Consider the following 17,069-nt stretch of genomic DNA (forward strand, 5'->3'; position numbering starts at 1 on the left):
GCCACCATATATGAACCCTAAACTTATTGGAAAAACATCTGTCCGCGACAACATAAAATTAAGTGAGGACCCATCGTATCCAATTTTTCGTGAACTTTATGAAAAACAGAAAAAAGCTGTTTGGTTTCCTGAAGAGCTAAATATTCAGCAGGATGCGCTGGATTATCATTCCCTGTCTGATGATGAAAAAGATCTTTTTGATACCGCGGTCGGTTATTTTTGCTCATCAGAATTGCTGGTACAAAATGTATTGGTCAATTCCTTTTTCCCACTGCTAACCGACCCTCATGCAAAAATGAGTTTCAGTACGCAGCTTTTTATGGAAAACATCCATAGTGACTTTTTTGAAATCGTTTTGCAATCGTTCGGAATGGATCGCGAAAAAATGTACGATGTAGCTTTTTCTGATCCCATTCTTCGCAAAAAGCAGTCGCTAATTGTAGAAGAGATCGACAAAATCAGTTACAACGGAATTGACCCAAATTCCACCGAAGGTCAGAAAGATATTCTTCGTGCTATTCTTCTGAATAACATTATTCTCGAAGGTATTTTCTTTTACTCCTCATTCGCACACTTCTTTGCACTGAAAGATATGGGCAAAATGAAAAATGTTGTTTCCGGTGTGGAACTGGTTTTAATTGATGAATCTCTCCACCTGCAAAATGGTATTGAAGCTATTCTCATCATGCTGGAAGAAAATCCCGGCATCGTGGAAGACGAGCAATATGTACAAGAGATTCGTGACGTGATTCTGGAAGGAACGGCTCTGGAAATTGAATATGTACAACACAAATTTGGCAATAAAACCATTCTTGGAATTTCATTTGGCGAGATGGAACGCTACCTGAAGTACATTACCGATCGACGCCTGCAGGAGCTCGGATTTGAACAGGAATTCCACATCACGGAAAACCCGCTTCGATTCCTGCAAAAAGAAGATGTGAAAAAGCTGATCAACTTTTTTGAAGTGTCATCCACCGAATACACCAACTATTGAATATCGAACAGACGAACAAGGAATAACGAATGATGAAGTGGTTGCTTCTCATCTACTAATTTAATCACATAAAAATACCGCAGGAGTTAACATGCAACGCACAGTAATAAAACGAGACGGCACTGAACAGGATTTTCGCACTCAAAAGATCATCAATGCCATTTTTGAAATTATACAAGGACTGAAAGTTGAGGATGATTATGAGCTCGTTTTTCTCATCATGAAAGAGCTCGACTTGAAAGTTCCGGAACGGGTAACCACCGAGGAGCTTGATCGCCTTGTACTTAAAGCTATTGAACAGCTTATTCCAAAGCATCCCGTGTATGATACACTCGCCACACGGCAGTTATTAAAGCTGATCAACAAAGGCATTAATCGCCGTCTGGATAGTTTTGAAGCTTATTTTGAACATGCACTGGACCAAAATCTGCTGGATGAAAGTTTGAGGGAGTTCGATATTGAATTGTTGTCTGGTGCCCTGAATTACGAGAGAGACGGCTTGCTTGATTATTTCGGTTTAACAACGCTGAAGGATCGCTATCTGATGAAAAACAGACAGACCGAAACGATCGAAAAACCGCAGTGGTTTTTTATGCGAGTGGCAATGGGGATTGGCAATTCCAACGAAGAAGTCGTTAAAATCTATAACAAGCTGTCGAAGCTGGAATACCTGCATTCCACACCGACGTTGTTCAACTCGGGAACGGTCACCTCTCAGTATTCTTCCTGCTATGTGAGCGTGGTGGATGATTCGTTGGATTCGATCATGAATAAAGTTCGCGAAACCGGGTTTTTAGCCAAATATGCCGGCGGTGTCGGAACGGATATCACGCGTGTTCGGGCGACTGGTTCAAATATTAAATCCCTGAATGCACCATCATCCGGAGCGATTCCTTTCATTAAGATTTTTGATACACTGGTGAATTCCATTCAGCAGGGTGGCCGCCGCCGAAGTTCTCAGGTGATTTCTATGCAGCCTTGGCATCTGGATATTGACGGATTTCTGGATCTTCGTGAAACCACTGGAAATGCTTATTTCCGAACTCCATCACTAAACACCAAACTCTGGATGCCGGATGAAATGATGCGCCGGATTCATCAAGGCGAACCGATTTATCTGTTTGATCCGGGGGAGTGCCCTGAATTGGTAGAAGCGTTTGGTGATGATTTCAAGAAAAAATATGAAGCCCGAATTGAACAGGCAGAAGCAGGAAAACTGGATCAGTTCAAAAAGCTTGACAGCCAGAACTTCTTCAAAAAATATTTGTTTAAGTTAGCCAAAACGGGTCATCCATGGTTGATCTTTAAAGATGAGCACAACCGTCACAATCCGTGCCCGGAATACAGTGTCATCAACAGCTCCAATCTCTGTACGGAAATTTCGATTCCAAACCGGCCGGATTCAACCGCCGTTTGTACACTGGCATCCATCAATCTTTCTCAACATGTGAAAGAAGACCAGAGTGATGTGGATTGGGAAAAACTGGAAGACACGATTCAGGTGATGGTTCGCGGGCTTGATAATATTCTCGATAAGAATTTTTATCCATCCGAAGCCGCCCGAAAAAACACGATGGACTTGCGTCCGCTTGGCATCGGTTTGATGGGTTTTGCAGAAGCGTTGATTGATCTCAACATCTCATATGATTCTGAAGAAGCCGTGATTTTTGCGCGTAAACTCGGCGCTTTCATGAAAAAAATTGCCTACCAAACGTCAGAAAAACTGGCTGAAGAACGCGGTGCATTCAATCATTATCAGGAAATGGAGGAGCAGGACAAGCCCTACGACTATGCTCCCCGCCGAAATGCAGTGCTTTTAGCCATTGCGCCAACGGCGTCTATCTCCATTATTTCCGGCACCACTTCCTCCATCGACAGTTACTTCAGCAATCTCTATTCCCGCGATACGCTTTCCGGGAAACATATTGTGATTAATCGTCAGTTAATTCGTGATCTGGAAGAAAAAGGACTATGGAATGATGAAATGGCCGACACCATCAAAGCCAATAGTGGTTCTGTTCAGCATATCCGGGAATTGGATGGAGTGATCGAAAAAGAGCTCTATAAAACGGCGTATGAAATTCATCCAAAACGACAGGTAGATATTGCTGCAGCTTTCCAGGAATCGATTGATCAGGCGGTTTCTAAATCGATTTATATTGACGAGCAGCTCCGTGGAAATATGGAAGAGATCTATATCTACGCGTGGGAGAAAAAACTGAAATCCACCTATTATTGCTTTATCGACAAAGTGGTGAAAGGCGAAAAGTATACCTCCAAAGTGAATAAACGAGGAACACGACGAGGATTCGGAGCAACGGGATCTTCTAAAAACTCAGCGGTTCAGTCCAAACCCGAGCAAGAGGAAAGTTTGGAGGAATTGGAAAAAAAAGCCCGAAAAAAATTCGGAGATGATGTGGTAGATCAGGCATTATCTGCCGATGCAGATTCCTGTCCGACGGATCCCATGTTGCGAAAGATCTGCCCGAGTTGTGAGTAAATGATCTTTAATCAATTTCTTATACAAGTTCATACAGACCATATTTTTCAGGGATTTTTGAAAAAGGGCTTTAAAAGCTTTAAAACTGGTTCTTGTGAATGATTGTGCACCTGAAATTGTGCCCAAACTGGAAAGGAACAGAAGATTCCCCTATACTTTTTCGTGAAGCACACTACACTTAAAATGAAAAGCCCTTGCAACTCATTGAATTGCAAGGGCTTAATAATTGTACCGAAGGCCGGGCTCGAACCGGCACTCGCATTGTAATGCGAATTGGATTTTAAGTCCAACGCGTCTACCAATTCCGCCACTTCGGCACATCATTTCAAGACCTGAAATATAAGGGTAGACCTGGTTCTTCTACAAGAAGGAATTTAGAATATTTTGACGTGCCAAAAGTATTGGAACTGACCTCGAATTTAACCCTCTCGATTTCTGGCCAGCAAATAAACAGGTACACCAACTGCAAGAATAGCTACTCCCACAAGCGCACCGGATCCGGTGAAGGCAAGGCTGGAATAGAGCATGTATCCACAGGCAATGAGGAAAAGAATAGGCGTTAGAGGGTATAAAGGAACCCGAAACGGAAGTTCTTTTTTTCCCTGCCGAAAACGAAAGATGAAGAGTGTAGCTGTCGTCAACAAAAGAAATAACCAGAAAACCGGAGCGGTATAATCGACCATAGTCGTCACAGCTTCCTGCGACCATGCGCCAAGTCCGACTAATAATAGAGCAATCACTCCCTGTACAATGAGTGCATTGACCGGAGTATTATTTTTTGAGTTCCACTTCCCTAAAAAACTGAGCAAACTAAAGTCGCGTCCCAGTGCATAGTTAGTTCGGGCACCGGTAATAATTGTAGCATTTGCAGTTGAAAGAGCGGTAGCAACAACAATAAAAGTAACAATGATAGTCCCTTCAGGGCCAAATATTTGGTTGGCAAGGTCGGCTCCAACTGTTTCTGAGTTTTGAAGGGATTCTAATCCAAGTACACGGAGGTAGGCTGAGTTGATTAAAACGTAGATGAAAGTGATGATAAGTATACCAAAAAGAAGCACTTTCATCATGTTTCGCTTTACATCTTGTAATTCTCCTGAAAGATAAGCGGCTTCATTCCATCCGCCATACGTCAATAATACAAAGATCATAGCCGCTCCCGCAGAACCTCCTGAAAATAAACTCCAACCTGAATTTGTATTTGATTCAGAAAGTTCTGGTAAAGATTCTGCTGATATCAGTCCGGACAATGAGAGTAAAATCATCATCACAATAATTAAACCTGTAAGCAGATTTTGAATCCGCCGTGAGGGTGTCGTTCCGAATAAATTGAGGCCGGTGAGTATGATAATGGTTAAAGCTGCATATACAGCAGAACTGTGGGGGCCGATATCAAGAATCAGCGCTGCATAATCTCCCAAAATAAAAGCGATGAGAGCAAGCGAGCCTGTCTGGATGACCGTCATGCGTCCCCAAGTAAACAGGAATCCGATGGGTGGGCCAAATGCACGACTTAAAAAATGATATTCTCCACCGGCATCCGGTTTTGACGAGGCAAGTTCAGCATAGCAAAGAGCTCCCATCAGGGAAATAAATCCACCGGCTATCCAAAAAGATATGAATTGAAATTCGTTGGCTGAATTACTTGCCACAATGGGAGGAAGCCGGAAAATTCCAATTCCAACCACAATACCGACCATGACGGCAATGGAGCTGAGTGTTGTGAATCCCTGAATGGGTGTATTTTCCTGTAATGACGCTTTCATTGCTCATTCAGGGTTGTGGACCACTCTTCGATATGATGTGAATCACCTTGATGGATCTGGGCCGTACCTTCAATGGTATTATTTTCAACTCGTCCGTTGAAAATGTATCGGGTGTCATTTTCCTCATCCAGTGCAATGACATTGATACGTCTTCCAAGCAATGAAGCCTCTTCAGTTGTAATACCGCGATTTCCTATATACAATTGCACATTGATTTCCTGGAATTCCTGTTTTGCGGCCATAGTAAAGGACTCTCCGTTGGTTTCCCACTTCCAGTTTTCTCCAACTTTGGCGGGAATTACCCAAAAGTAAATATTCCTGTTGGCATATCGCTGGAAGTTATCAGGTTTCCAGTCGCCCATATCAAAACTGTGAGATACTACCCGTGTTCCCGGGCGAAGATTTTCAAGAAGAGTGGGGCGTAATTTTCTATTTACGGAGGTCAATAAATACATGGTAACGACAGAGGCTTTCCTGAAATCAGTTTCAAAAATATCTTCTTGCAGAAACATGATTCGATCTGAAACTCCTTCTGATTCGGCATTCTCCCGGGCTTCAAGAATCCGCTCGGGATTCAGATCTATTCCATGCCCGACGGCTCCGCGCTTGGCAGCGGCAATAACAATTCGTCCGTCGCCCGAACCAAGATCAATCACATAATCGCCGGTTCCCACATCGGCAAGGTCCAGCATTCTTTCCACCACATCACTCGGAGTGGGGACATAGGGCACATCCAAATCCTGGGCCTGGCTTTGAAAAACCAGCAATAATACGATTCCGGTCAAAAGTGAAGCGATTTTTAACATGAATTGAGGGTTGTTACCGCTTGAGTCGATAAAGTTCGGTGAGAGTAGATATTTTGCGACCGGAACTGATTTCTTTCTTGGTTTCATTGGGTCTCCATTTTTGGTTGAAGGTTCTTTTGAACCATCAAAGCCATTTGTGTGAATCCGTTAGGGATGATGGATCAAAGCTGATTTTAAAGCAGAACTCATATCAATAATTTTTCAACACTATTATATCGGCAAAAGTTGTATCAAAATTTGTAATTAATCGTTAAAGCCGGTTATGGACTATGTTTACGTTTATGATTGAAGTTCTTAAAGATTTGATTGCAATTATATATGATCTTAATTCTAAATGACAGGACAACATTCGATGGCAAAATATTTATTCAGCTTTTTGGTACTTCTATTTCTCGTTCAACCGGTTTTTGCTCAAGATTCAGATCGGGATTTATTAACCGAACTGGCATGGCTGCAGGGCAGATGGGAAAGAGTTACAGACAACACAAACCGCACGGCTTTTGAAGAGTGGGAAGTACAAAATCAGATTTTGGTTGGCAGAGGTGTAACGATTCAGGGAACGGATACCGTTTTCGTGGAGAAACTCTCTATTCTGATGAAAGATGATCAGCTCTACTACGTGGCGGATGTCAATCCGAACACAGAACCAACATTTTTTAAAATTACAGAGTATTCCGAAAAAGGATTTATTTCTGAAAATCCCGATCACGATTTTCCAAAAAAGATCGAGTATCGGCTTTCCGGGAATGGCCAGCTAACAGCTACTATTTCTGGTGACGGCCAATCGATTCCATTTGTATTCAGAAAACAATAACACTCACTTTTTTACAATACGAAGCGAAAAACCGTGATCCTTTTGAGTTCTTTAGGATATGGAAGACTGATCTTTTATCCCACTAATCAGAAGGTCTCTGATTCAGCTTCTTTTAAAGAGAAAATTTTCTCCATCGGAATCCATTTTTGATCTTCAGCTGCAAAGGGTAGACGTTTTTGATAGGTGTCCATCAATGTTTCCCATTCCTGAACTTTTGGATTGTTACGATCTGCTTCTGCTTTTACTTCGGGATCATAATCGTCTGTAGTTTCCATGATCATAAACAGCCGGTCGGCTACATGGTAAATTTGCATATCAATGATTTCTGCATCCGAAATGCTCTTCAAAATTTCCGGCCATACGTTTTGATGATGCTCAATATATTTTTGGATGAGTCCGGGATCGTTTTTTAAATCAAGAGCAAAACAGAATCTTTGCATAGCTGAAGGTTTGATGGGTTAAGTGAAAGAATTCAGGACAGTTTTAGCGTGAAAAACAAACAGTTGATGATACTAAGTTATCGCAATTTTACGATTACTAAAACCAAAGTAAGCAACTACCATAAAACAGATCACCGGCACAAAAAAGGAGAGGTGTATGCTTCCACTGATATCGGAAACCTGCCCCTGGATAGCCGTTAATACAGCGCCGCCGAGAATCGCCATAATCAAACCGGAACCAGCAATTTTTCGGTCTTGCCCCAGTCCCTGTGAAGCCAGGCCGAAAATAGTAGGAAACATCAGGGACATGCATCCGGAAATTCCCACCAACGCAAGAACACCCACAAATCCTCCGATAAAAATCACAATCAATAGAAAGATGACGGCAACAAACGCACTAAAAATGAGAAGGATGGACCCGCGAAATTTTTTGAGAAGCGCTGTGAAAGCGAATCGCATAATCGTAAATAAAACGAGTGCAGCCAGGTAATAGTTAGCTGCTCCGCTTTCATTCAGATCAAGTTCACCCATCACGTATCGAATCGTAAATGACCAAACTCCAATCTGTGCACCTACATAGAAAAATTGTGCAACCACTCCCCATCGGTAATTTGGGTTGTTGAATAGTCTCTTGAGCGAAGAACCCAGATGAATACTTTCTCCCATTTCTGAAAATTTGGGCATTTTTACTATGGAAATGGTGATCCAGATGACGGCCAAAAGCAACGCCACGCCGACGTAAGGTCCCATGACTGCAGAAAGTTCTTGTTGTTGAATAAGTTGGAGTTGTTCGGCGCTGAGTCCCGCTCGGGTAGTGGCATCTGCCGTATTCAGATTATTGAGGATAAAAAACTTGCTCAGCAGCACTCCGGAGATGGATCCGATTGGATTAAAAGATTGAGCCAGGTTTAGTCTCTGAACGCTGCTTTCGTCCGATCCCATTGCCAGGATATAGGGATTGGCCGTAGTCTCCAAAACCGATAAACCTCCTGCAAGAATAAAAAGTGCCGTGAGAAAATGACCGTAAACCATTGTTTGGCTGGCGGGATAAAACAAAAGAGCTCCCAGGATGAAAAACCCAAGACCGAGCAGAATACCGGCCTGGTAGGTAAATTTCCGAATAAAAATGGCCGCAGGAAGAGCAAGACAAAAATACGAACCATAAAAAGCCACCTGTATCCATGACGTTTGAAAATCGGTCATACTCATGATTCTCTTAAATGCCGCAAGCAGCGTATCCGTCATATTGTTGGCCAGCCCCCACATAAAAAACATGCTGGTGACGAGAACAAAAGGAATCAGGCATTTTTTTTCAATAACGGAAGAAGACATGGCTTTAGGTTTAAAAATCAGGTTAAAGTGATCTCGAATCGTTCATGTTTGGATTTTTGAATACGACAATTCAACGATTATAAGCCCGGTCAAAATGAACATATCCGCCATCCACAAATAGCCATTGACCGGTTGTATGAGAACTCCGGCTGCTGAGTAAGAATACGGTAGCGGCTGCAATTTCCTCAGAGGTTGTCATTCGTTTTTCGAGGGGAATGCGATCTGTAATTTGAGCCAAGCTGCGTTCAGAATCATCAAAAGAGTTAATCCATCGTTCATACTGGGGAGTCATGACTTCAGCAGGGACGACGGCATTCACCCGAATTCCGTATTGAGCTAATTCAACCGCCCATTCCCTTGTCAGAGCAAGCTGTGCTCCTTTGCTGGCGGCATACCCAGATGTACCTCCTTGGCCGGTTATGGCTGTTTTTGAGCTAATATTAACAATCGATCCTTTCGTTTTTTTGAGATGCGGAAGAGCATAATGTGCGAGATCATAGTAGTGCAACAGGTTAGTGATAACGGATTTTTTGAACGCTTCAGGACTGCCGGAATCCAACCCAACGCCATCGTTAACACCGGCGTTGTTTACGATTCCGTGTAAAGCTCCAAACGTATCTACCGTTTTTTGCACGGCTTCTTTACAGATCTCGGGATTCGGTAACTCAGCCATGATATTCAGACATTTACCGCCTCCTTCTTTGATCTTTTTTTCAATATCGATACCGGCTTCTTTCGATCTGCCCAGAATTACGGGAATTGCGCCTTCCTTCACCAATTCCAAAACAATTCCTTCGCCAATTCCCTTGGCACCGCCGGTGACGATAAAAACCTTGTTTTTCAGGTGTAAATCCATAAAATGTTACATTAGTTGATAAAATTTTGCGGCTGAAATCCCCATAATATTGTCGTATTCAGCCGCGCTTAATCCGTCCAGAAAATCTTCAACAATTCCTATCACTTCATCATATTCACCGGCTAAAAGGCAAACCGGCCAATCAGAACCAATCATAAGTCGATCAGCTCCAAACAATTCAAGACATGTTTCTAAATATGGTGTGAATTCATTTTTTTTCCAATGATTCCAATCTGCTTCAGTCACCATTCCTGATAACTTCACATGAACATGGGGAAACCCGGCCAGTTTTTTCATGTGAGCGGCCCAATCATCAAACGAACTTTCTTTGATGGTTGGTTTGGCAATGTGATCAATCACGAAATTCATTTCGGGAACTCGTTCCACGAACTTTACAGTTTCATGAAGCTGGTTTTCAAAAATGAGGATATCGTAGCGAAATCGAGTCTGCTGAAGCGTTTCGATTCCGGCGATAAAGGAATCGTCAAGCATGGTTCCGGTCGGCTGTCCCTGGAGAATATGTCGGAATCCCTTTAGCTTGTCGTATTGGGAAAAGTGTTCTAGACGCTGGTTTAAATTGGGAGCTTTCAAATCAACCCAACCTACAACACCTTTGATGAAATCATGTTTCTCTGCCAGATTTAACAGGAAGTATGTTTCCTCTTCGGATTGATCTGCCTGAACGGATATGCAACCATCAAATCCGGTTTTTTTGAGGACGGGTTCCAGATCTTCCGGCATAAAATCCCGCCGGATGACTTCCATGGAATCGTCAATCCACGCATCACGTACAGGATCAAATTTCCAGAAATGTTGGTGGGCGTCAATTTTCATCGGAATCGGCTGAAGTTAAAACATACGTTTGTCCAGCTTCTGTATTCAGATCGTATAAATAAACGTCCCGAAGATCCAAGCTTGCAATTTCAGCTTTCGGACTGATTATCGGTTCCTTGATTTCCGGCACGTCATAAAACGGGTTCGGATTTTCGCCAGATGCTTCTTCAAGCCCTTTTCCTTCCAAAGGAGTGTAGGAACGAATTCGGCTGTTGCCGCCAAGATCAGACTGAATCAAAACTCTTTTTGCAACTCCATTTTCCCATTCAATGTCTACTTCAAATCCGCCGTTTGCCCTGAGCCCTTTTACGTACCCTTCACTCCAGGCTGTTGGTAGTGCCGGTAAAATATGAATAGCTTCGTCGTGGCTCTGCAGAAGCATTTCAGCGATTCCTGCTGTGCATCCAAAGTTTCCGTCGATCTGGAAGGGGGGATGAGCATCAAATAAGTTAGGATAGGTGCCGCCCCGTTCCGAGCCGTCGGACTGACGAGACGGGCTGAGTTGATCCTGGATCAGTTTATAAGCGTGATCTCCGTCTAAGAATCGTGCCCAAAGATTCACCTTCCAGCCCATGGACCAGCCGGTGGAAACATCGCCGCGGTATAAAAGCGATTGACGGGCGGCTGCAAAAAGTTCCGGTGTTCGGTACGGAGAAATCTGGTTTGATGGATAAAGCCCGTACAAATGAGAAACGTGTCGGTGATCATCTTCCGGATCATCCCAATCATAAATCCATTCCTGCAACTGTCCGTACTGGCCAATTTGCATGGGTGGCAGCTTGGATTTCATCTCTTCGAGTTCCTGAACGAACTCCTCATCCAGATTGAACAATTCGGCTGTTTTTTGGGTGATCGAGAATAAATCGAAAATCAGTTGATTGTCCATCGTAACTCCGGATGATATGGCCGCGCTTTTCTCGTCTTCATAATGATAGACATTTTCGGGAGATACGGAAGGTGTTACAACCATCCAGTCGCTGTCGGCAAATGGCTGCAATTCATCCAGGTAAAATTGCGATGATGATTTGAGAACCGGGTAAAACGATTCAATGAAGTCCGTATCGCCGGTAAAATTATAGTGTTGATAGATGTGCTGGTTATACCAGGCTCCGGCCATTGGCCACATACCCCAGGAAAAAGCGCCGTCAACGGGATCGGTTACCCTCCAAAGATCCGTGTTGTGATGAACCACCCAGCCATCTGCATTGTAGGTTTGACGCGCACTCTGCTGACCCGTTACCGAAAGGTCGTGAATCATGTCAAACAAGGGTTGATGCAATTCACTCAAATTGGTAACCTCAGCCGGCCAGTAATTCATCTCCGCATTGATATTTTGCGTGTATTTACTGTCCCAAGGCGGCATCATATGATGATTCCAGATTCCCTGTAATGTTGGCGGCTGACCACCCGGCTGCGAAGAAGAGATCAACAAATATCTCCCGAATTGAAAGTAGAGCGCGGCTAACTGCGGATCATCTGATGTGGCAAAATCTTTAACCCGGATATCTGTCGTTTTTTGAGCGGCGTCTGTCTTTCCTAAATACAAATCCACACGATTGAAATAGGATTGATAGAACTCAATGTGATCTTTCAGAAGATCCTCGTAGTCTTTTTGAAAAGCATTTTGAAGATGATTGGATGCCATTTGCTCCGGATCGCCGCTCAGATCATCATAGTTTTGGAAATTGGTTTCGATAGAGATAAAGAGTGTCAGGTCATCAGCATTCTGAACAGACAATGTGGAATCGCCAGCAGAAATTTCACCCCCATTTTGTACAGCACGAATGGTTGTTTGAAACCTGACTTTGCCTTCTTTCCCCTCATGATCGCTGGTTCGTCCGGATATTTCCATATTATTTTCATGGATAGAAATCCGGTGCTCCTGCGGACTTTCAAAGGAGAGGACACTATTTATCCTGCCGGGTTGATCAGCGGTTATTTTCATGACAATCACATCATCCGTAAAAGAAGAAAAACCCTCTCTGTGATAGGTAACACCGTCAATTTTGTAGGATGATGTGGAAACGGCAGTTTCAAGATCAAGTGTTCGCGAGTAATCCGAATATGAATCATGACCGGGAAATTCGATAAACAGATTCCCAACCGGTTGATACGGCATCCCGTCATTCATCGACTGAACATGTTCGTTTGCATATTCTTGTGCTTCCGCATACCTGCCTTCATTCAGCAATTTTCTTATTTCGGGAATTGCATCAGCGGTCTCCGGATTAATATTATTGCCGGGTTCACCCGCCCAAACCGTTTCCTCGTTCAATTGCAACTCCTCTCTGGCTGGATTTCCGAAAATCATGGCTCCCAATCGTCCGTTTCCAATTGGCAGAGCTTCAACCCAATCATTGGCCGGTTCATCATACCTGAGAGTCAGATCCTGTTCTTTTGGCTGGATTCCCTGCTCGGTTCGGTTGCATCCAGCCAGGAACAGAATCACAAAAAAGCATAATAGGACGGGAACTGTTCTTGTCATAAGACGGGTAATTTTTTGTGATTTATTTCTTATAAGCGATGGCAGTTTGTTTGGCTGTTCCCAATCCGTCAATTCCCAGTTCCATAACATCGCCCGGTTTGAGATATCGCGGTGGTTTGAATCCAAGCCCGACACCTTCTGGTGTTCCTGTGGAAATGATATCACCCGGCATTAAACTCATGAATTGAGAGAGATAACTTACTATATGAGGAATATTGAAGATGAAATCTTTCGTATTTCCATCCTGCAATTTTTCTCCATTCAGTTTAAGCCAGAGGCGCAGATTATGTGGATCAGCAACCTCGTCTTTCGTTACGAGATAGGGGCCCAAAGGCGCGAATGTATCGCAGCTTTTTCCTTTTACCCACTGACCTCCGCGTTCAAGCTGAAACTCGCGTTCGCTAACATCATTATGAACGGCGTATCCTGCAACGTAGTCCATCGCTTCCTCTTTCTCTACGTAGTTTGCCTGTTTGCCGATAACCAGGGCCAGCTCAACTTCCCAGTCTGTTTTCGTACTGTTTTTGGGGATGATAACCGGATCAAACGGACCGCTAAGTGAAGAATTTGCTTTGAAGAAAATGATCGGTTCCTTCGGGATTGCAGCCCCGCTTTCTGCGGCGTGTTTACTGTAATTCAAACCAACACAAATAATCTTCCCAGGTTTGTGAATCGGCGCTCCAATTCGAACGTCATCATCAACCCGAGAAGCTTTTTCAGGATCAAAATTCGATTCAAGTTTTTCAAGTCCGCCTTCTACGAAAAACTCTTGGTTATAATCGCTTACAAGATGGCTGACATCATATTTTACTCCGTCAGCTTCAATGCCGGGTTTTTCGGCTCCCGGTTGGCCGTATCTGAATAATTTCATCTTTATATTTGGTTTTTTTGAGGACGACCAGCAGAATGAGACTTAACAATAAGCCTTTGTGTTCTCTGCAGTTGGTCCATTCATTAGTTATTTATTTTGATAAATCCGCCGTCAATCGGGTAATCAGTTCCGGTTATAAAACCGGCTTTATCGGAACAAAGGAAAAGTGCGAGTTCGGCAACTTCTTCTGGTTTGGCCATCCGTCCGATTGGCTGTGTTTTTGATAATTTATCATACATTTCCTGCTCTTGTCCCGGATAATTCTGGGCCAAAAATCCATCCACAAAAGGTGTGTGAACCCGGGCTGGGGAAATGGAATTACAGCGGATGCCATCGTTAATATAATCTTTAGCCACGGAATAGGTCATCGTGAGAACCGCGCCTTTGGTCATGGTGTATGCAAAACGGTCCGGAATCCCCACATGAGAAACCACCGAAGCCATGTTCAAAATACATCCCTTTGATTTCTTCAAAGCTCCAATGGATGCCTGGATACAGTTAAAAACTCCTTTAATATTAACACTGTAGAGCCGATCCAGATCTTCTTCACTTGTTTGTTCAATATTCCCGACTTTCGCAATTCCGGCGTTGTTTACCAGTATATTCAGCTCTTCGGTTTCGGTGATTTTTTGGATGACTTCATGAACTTGTCTGTGATTGGAAACATCACATTGGTGAACAGTGATTGCCGACTCATTTTGTCCGATTTTCACATCTTCCTTGAGTTCCAGAACATGAACTTTCGCTCCGTTAGCAATAAACAGATTTGTGATGGCGAGGCCAATTCCACTTGCTCCTCCTGTGACGATTGCGGTTTTGTCTTTTAATTCCATTTGTCTCAGATTTTCGATTAAATATGAGCAGTTATTTTAAAAATAGTAATTGTCGTTAGGCCCACATCCTCAGAAATTATCTTGTCGATTCCCCCTTCAAATGAGGAATCTTTATGCCAATTCACGCCAGATTTTTCCGTTTGGAAATTCATAATCTTTAAGTGATTCGGGTTTCATCTGGATGCTGTACCCTGGTGTTTGGGGCGGCATGTATGCTCCATTTTTAATAGTGACCGGATCCATAAAATGTTTGTGGAGATGATCCACATATTCGATGATCCGGTTTTCTTTGCTGCCACTAATAGCAATGTAATCAATCATGGATAAATGCTGAACATATTCGCACAAACCCACGCCACCGGCATGCGGACACACCGGAATTCCAAACTTTGCCGCCATTAACATAATGGCCAGGTTCTCATTTACACCGCCCACACGGCAGCTATCAATTTGGCATATCCCGAAAGCGTTTGCCTGCATTAACTGTTTAAATATGACCCGATTTTGACAGTGTTCCCCGGTGGCAACTTTTATGGGTGCGATGGCTTTCGCAATTTTTGCATGGCCCAAAATATCATCGGGACTTGTAGGTTCTTCAATCCACCAGGGATTAAATTTTGCAAGGGATTTCATATTTGAAATGGCCTCATCCACATCCCATTTTTGATTGGCGTCCATCATCAGAAACATATCCTCACCAATCTCTTCCCGAATGATTTGAGCGCGGCGCATATCATCCTGTAAATCAGATCCTACTTTCATTTTCAGGTGAGTAAACCCTTCTTCTTTGGCTTCTCGACTCAGCCGGTGGATTTTTTCATCCGAATAACCCAGCCAACCTGCCGAAGTGGTATACGCCGGATAACCGTTTTGAAGTAAATCATCCATTCGTTTCTGCCTGGATGGCTCCTGTTTTTTCAATATTGAGAGAGCTTCATCAGGAGTAAGAACATCCGTGATATAGGTAAAATCAACACATTTCACCAGTTCCTCGGGTGCCATATCTGCCAGAAGTTTCCAGAGAGGCTTGTTTTCGGCCTTCGCGTAGAGATCCCAAACTGCATTTACCAAAGCACCGGTAGCAAGGTGTATTACACCTTTTTCAGGGCCAAGCCAACGGAGCTGACTATCTCCCGTAGTATTCTTCCAGAAGCTTCCTAGATCATCTGTAATCTCACGAAGAGTTTTGCCGACAATCAGATGTTCCATGGATTGAATGGCCTGAACACAGATATCATTTCCGCGGCCAATCGTAAACGTTAAACCGTGTCCTTCAAGCTCACTATTTGTTTTGAGAATTACATAGGCTGCGGAATAATCCGGATCGGGATTCATGGCATCGGAACCGTCCAGCGTCTGGCTGGTGGGAAAGCGAATATCTTTCACCTCAATGTGTGTGATGGTAGCATCCATATCCAATACTTTATGGGCCAAATGGTTATGCAAAAGTGTGCAGTTAAAACCTGTTGCATCTAAAATAGAAATGGCCGCTCGAATATCAACGGATTTTTTTCTTGAGAATAAATATTTCTGAATGCAGGAATGCTATTTTAAGTTCAATGCTATTGAAGTAGAATTTTTAAAAGATGAAAGAATGTCCAAAAGAGTTTTAACCATTACGATGAATCCGGCGCTGGATGTAAGCAGCGAAGCGAATGAAGTGTTAACCGACCAGAAAGTGAGATGCGATAAACCACAGTATGATCCGGGAGGGGGAGGAATAAATGTAGCCCGCGTTTTAACACGGCTGGGAATAGAAGTGGATGCCGAATATTTGGTTGGAGGTGTAACCGGAAACTTTCTGATGCAATTGCTCAAAGAAGAGAAGATGTACGATCACCCGATAGAAATTAAGGGTATAACCCGTGAGAATACTTCAATCATTGATAAAAAAACCGGAGAGCAATACCGGTTTGTATTTCCCGGTCCCCAGATTGAAGAGAGTGAATGGAAAAGTGTTATCAAGAGGGTGGAGGATGAAATTTCAACCTACGATATTGTGGTGGCGAGTGGAAGTCTGCCGCCGGGTGTTCCCACAGATTTCTATAGCAGGCTTGCAAAGATCGTTTTGGATGAAAATAAAACGTATATCCTGGATGCATCCGGGGAGTCCCTGCTGGCGGGAATTCAGAATGGAGCGACATTTATCAAACCAAACCAGGAAGAATTCGATGCGTTGGCAGAAAGAACAAATTCGAAAGACCATCAAGCACTTGTAAAGAAATTGTTTTCCTTTGGTGTTGAAAATATTATTCATACAAAAGGAAAGGACGGAACTTATTTATACAATCAATTCGGAACGAAAGAGTTTACTTTGCCGGAAATTGAGGTAAACAGTTCTATTGGTGCGGGTGACAGTTTTGTGGGTGGACTTGTAGCCGGTCTTGTAGAAGGGAAAACAATTGAAGATTCGATTTGCTATGGGATTGCGGCAGCCTCAAGTACACTAAAGAGCTCAGGAACCGATCTTTGCGAACTCAGCGAGGTTCAGGCTATAAGCAGACAGCATTGCGGCGGGAAAGGCTGAAATTATATTTT

14 protein-coding genes and 1 tRNA gene are annotated in these 17,069 nt (G+C 43.3%); 4 read left to right on the forward strand and 11 right to left on the reverse strand.

Annotation, left to right across the window (positions count from 1 at the left end; genetic code table 11):
• Window positions 1-10 precede the first annotated feature (10 nt).
• Both L0B18_RS09705 and L0B18_RS09710 read left to right on the forward strand, forming a co-directional pair.
• Complete coding sequence (locus tag L0B18_RS09705; protein ID WP_234571569.1) at window positions 11-997, forward strand: ribonucleotide-diphosphate reductase subunit beta; 987 nt, start codon at window positions 11-13, stop codon at window positions 995-997.
• Between the two features lie 91 nt (window positions 998-1,088).
• Window positions 1,089-3,497 carry a ribonucleoside-diphosphate reductase subunit alpha gene (locus L0B18_RS09710; protein WP_234571570.1) on the forward strand — a complete coding sequence of 803 codons (2,409 nt, stop codon included), beginning with the start codon at window positions 1,089-1,091 and terminating at the stop codon, window positions 3,495-3,497.
• Between the two features lie 229 nt (window positions 3,498-3,726).
• Here the strand turns inward: L0B18_RS09710 and L0B18_RS09715 are convergent.
• From L0B18_RS09715 to L0B18_RS09725, 3 genes are all read right to left on the reverse strand, one after another.
• Window positions 3,727-3,814: transfer RNA gene (locus tag L0B18_RS09715), tRNA-Leu, on the reverse strand.
• 102 nt (window positions 3,815-3,916) lie between these two features.
• Window positions 3,917-5,260 carry an APC family permease gene (locus L0B18_RS09720; RefSeq protein WP_234571571.1) on the reverse strand — a complete coding sequence of 448 codons (1,344 nt, stop codon included), beginning with the start codon at window positions 5,258-5,260 and terminating at the stop codon, window positions 3,917-3,919.
• Window positions 5,257-6,153: an SAM-dependent methyltransferase gene (locus tag L0B18_RS09725; RefSeq protein WP_234571572.1), complete on the reverse strand. Its 897-nt coding sequence runs from the start codon at window positions 6,151-6,153 to the stop codon at window positions 5,257-5,259. Before L0B18_RS09725 ends, L0B18_RS09720 begins: the two co-directional genes overlap by 4 nt.
• 265 nt (window positions 6,154-6,418) lie before the next feature.
• On the opposite strand from L0B18_RS09725, the gene L0B18_RS09730 reads away from it, so the two are divergent.
• Window positions 6,419-6,880: a DUF6265 family protein gene (locus L0B18_RS09730; protein WP_234571573.1), complete on the forward strand. Its 462-nt coding sequence runs from the start codon at window positions 6,419-6,421 to the stop codon at window positions 6,878-6,880.
• An 86-nt stretch (window positions 6,881-6,966) separates the two neighbouring features.
• Here L0B18_RS09730 and L0B18_RS09735 read toward each other — a convergent pair whose 3' ends face one another.
• The 8 genes from L0B18_RS09735 to L0B18_RS09770 form a co-directional block, all read right to left on the reverse strand.
• Entirely contained in the window at window positions 6,967-7,320 is a 354-nt protein-coding gene (locus tag L0B18_RS09735) for an L-rhamnose mutarotase (protein ID WP_234571574.1), read from the reverse strand.
• 72 nt (window positions 7,321-7,392) lie between these two features.
• Window positions 7,393-8,652: an L-fucose:H+ symporter permease gene (gene fucP / locus L0B18_RS09740; RefSeq protein WP_234571575.1), complete on the reverse strand. Its 1,260-nt coding sequence runs from the start codon at window positions 8,650-8,652 to the stop codon at window positions 7,393-7,395.
• Window positions 8,653-8,722: 70 nt separating this feature from the next.
• Entirely contained in the window at window positions 8,723-9,508 is a 786-nt protein-coding gene (locus tag L0B18_RS09745) for an SDR family oxidoreductase (RefSeq protein WP_234571576.1), read from the reverse strand.
• Between the two features lie 6 nt (window positions 9,509-9,514).
• Entirely contained in the window at window positions 9,515-10,342 is an 828-nt protein-coding gene (locus tag L0B18_RS09750) for an amidohydrolase family protein (RefSeq protein ID WP_234571577.1), read from the reverse strand.
• Window positions 10,332-12,827 (reverse strand): glycoside hydrolase family 95 protein, encoded by a 2,496-nt coding sequence (locus L0B18_RS09755; RefSeq protein WP_234571578.1) that lies wholly within the window; start codon window positions 12,825-12,827, stop codon window positions 10,332-10,334. Before L0B18_RS09755 ends, L0B18_RS09750 begins: the two co-directional genes overlap by 11 nt.
• Window positions 12,828-12,849: 22 nt before the next feature.
• On the reverse strand, window positions 12,850-13,698 hold the full coding sequence (locus L0B18_RS09760; RefSeq protein WP_234571579.1) for a fumarylacetoacetate hydrolase family protein: 849 nt from the start codon (window positions 13,696-13,698) through the stop codon (window positions 12,850-12,852).
• An 83-nt stretch (window positions 13,699-13,781) separates the two neighbouring features.
• On the reverse strand, window positions 13,782-14,531 hold the full coding sequence (locus L0B18_RS09765) for an SDR family NAD(P)-dependent oxidoreductase (RefSeq protein WP_234571580.1): 750 nt from the start codon (window positions 14,529-14,531) through the stop codon (window positions 13,782-13,784).
• A 111-nt stretch (window positions 14,532-14,642) separates the two neighbouring features.
• Window positions 14,643-15,944 carry an L-fuconate dehydratase gene (locus tag L0B18_RS09770; protein WP_370647581.1) on the reverse strand — a complete coding sequence of 434 codons (1,302 nt, stop codon included), beginning with the start codon at window positions 15,942-15,944 and terminating at the stop codon, window positions 14,643-14,645.
• Window positions 15,945-16,125: 181 nt separating this feature from the next.
• On the opposite strand from L0B18_RS09770, the gene L0B18_RS09775 reads away from it, so the two are divergent.
• A complete protein-coding gene (locus tag L0B18_RS09775) occupies window positions 16,126-17,058 on the forward strand; it encodes a 1-phosphofructokinase family hexose kinase (RefSeq protein ID WP_234571582.1) in 933 nt (310 codons plus the stop codon).
• Window positions 17,059-17,069 lie beyond the last annotated feature (11 nt).

This window comes from Rhodohalobacter sp. 614A (assembly GCF_021462415.1).
In the GTDB taxonomy this organism is placed as follows: domain Bacteria; phylum Bacteroidota; class Rhodothermia; order Balneolales; family Balneolaceae; genus Rhodohalobacter.

What these genes read in the sequence shown, in the direction of transcription:
- L0B18_RS09705 (WP_234571569.1), top strand. Translation starts at nt 11, where the DNA reads ATGAACCCTAAACTTATTGGAAAAACATCTGTCCGCGACAACATAAAA.
- L0B18_RS09710 (WP_234571570.1), top strand. Translation starts at nt 1,089, where the DNA reads ATGCAACGCACAGTAATAAAACGAGACGGCACTGAACAGGATTTTCGC.
- L0B18_RS09720 (WP_234571571.1), bottom strand. Translation starts at nt 5,260, where the DNA reads ATGAAAGCGTCATTACAGGAAAATACACCCATTCAGGGATTCACAACA.
- L0B18_RS09725 (WP_234571572.1), bottom strand. Translation starts at nt 6,153, where the DNA reads ATGAAACCAAGAAAGAAATCAGTTCCGGTCGCAAAATATCTACTCTCA.
- L0B18_RS09730 (WP_234571573.1), top strand. Translation starts at nt 6,419, where the DNA reads ATGGCAAAATATTTATTCAGCTTTTTGGTACTTCTATTTCTCGTTCAA.
- L0B18_RS09735 (WP_234571574.1), bottom strand. Translation starts at nt 7,320, where the DNA reads ATGCAAAGATTCTGTTTTGCTCTTGATTTAAAAAACGATCCCGGACTC.
- fucP (WP_234571575.1), bottom strand. Translation starts at nt 8,652, where the DNA reads ATGTCTTCTTCCGTTATTGAAAAAAAATGCCTGATTCCTTTTGTTCTC.
- L0B18_RS09745 (WP_234571576.1), bottom strand. Translation starts at nt 9,508, where the DNA reads ATGGATTTACACCTGAAAAACAAGGTTTTTATCGTCACCGGCGGTGCC.
- L0B18_RS09750 (WP_234571577.1), bottom strand. Translation starts at nt 10,342, where the DNA reads ATGAAAATTGACGCCCACCAACATTTCTGGAAATTTGATCCTGTACGT.
- L0B18_RS09755 (WP_234571578.1), bottom strand. Translation starts at nt 12,827, where the DNA reads ATGACAAGAACAGTTCCCGTCCTATTATGCTTTTTTGTGATTCTGTTC.
- L0B18_RS09760 (WP_234571579.1), bottom strand. Translation starts at nt 13,698, where the DNA reads ATGAAATTATTCAGATACGGCCAACCGGGAGCCGAAAAACCCGGCATT.
- L0B18_RS09765 (WP_234571580.1), bottom strand. Translation starts at nt 14,531, where the DNA reads ATGGAATTAAAAGACAAAACCGCAATCGTCACAGGAGGAGCAAGTGGA.
- L0B18_RS09770 (WP_370647581.1), bottom strand. Translation starts at nt 15,944, where the DNA reads ATGGATGCTACCATCACACACATTGAGGTGAAAGATATTCGCTTTCCC.
- L0B18_RS09775 (WP_234571582.1), top strand. Translation starts at nt 16,126, where the DNA reads ATGTCCAAAAGAGTTTTAACCATTACGATGAATCCGGCGCTGGATGTA.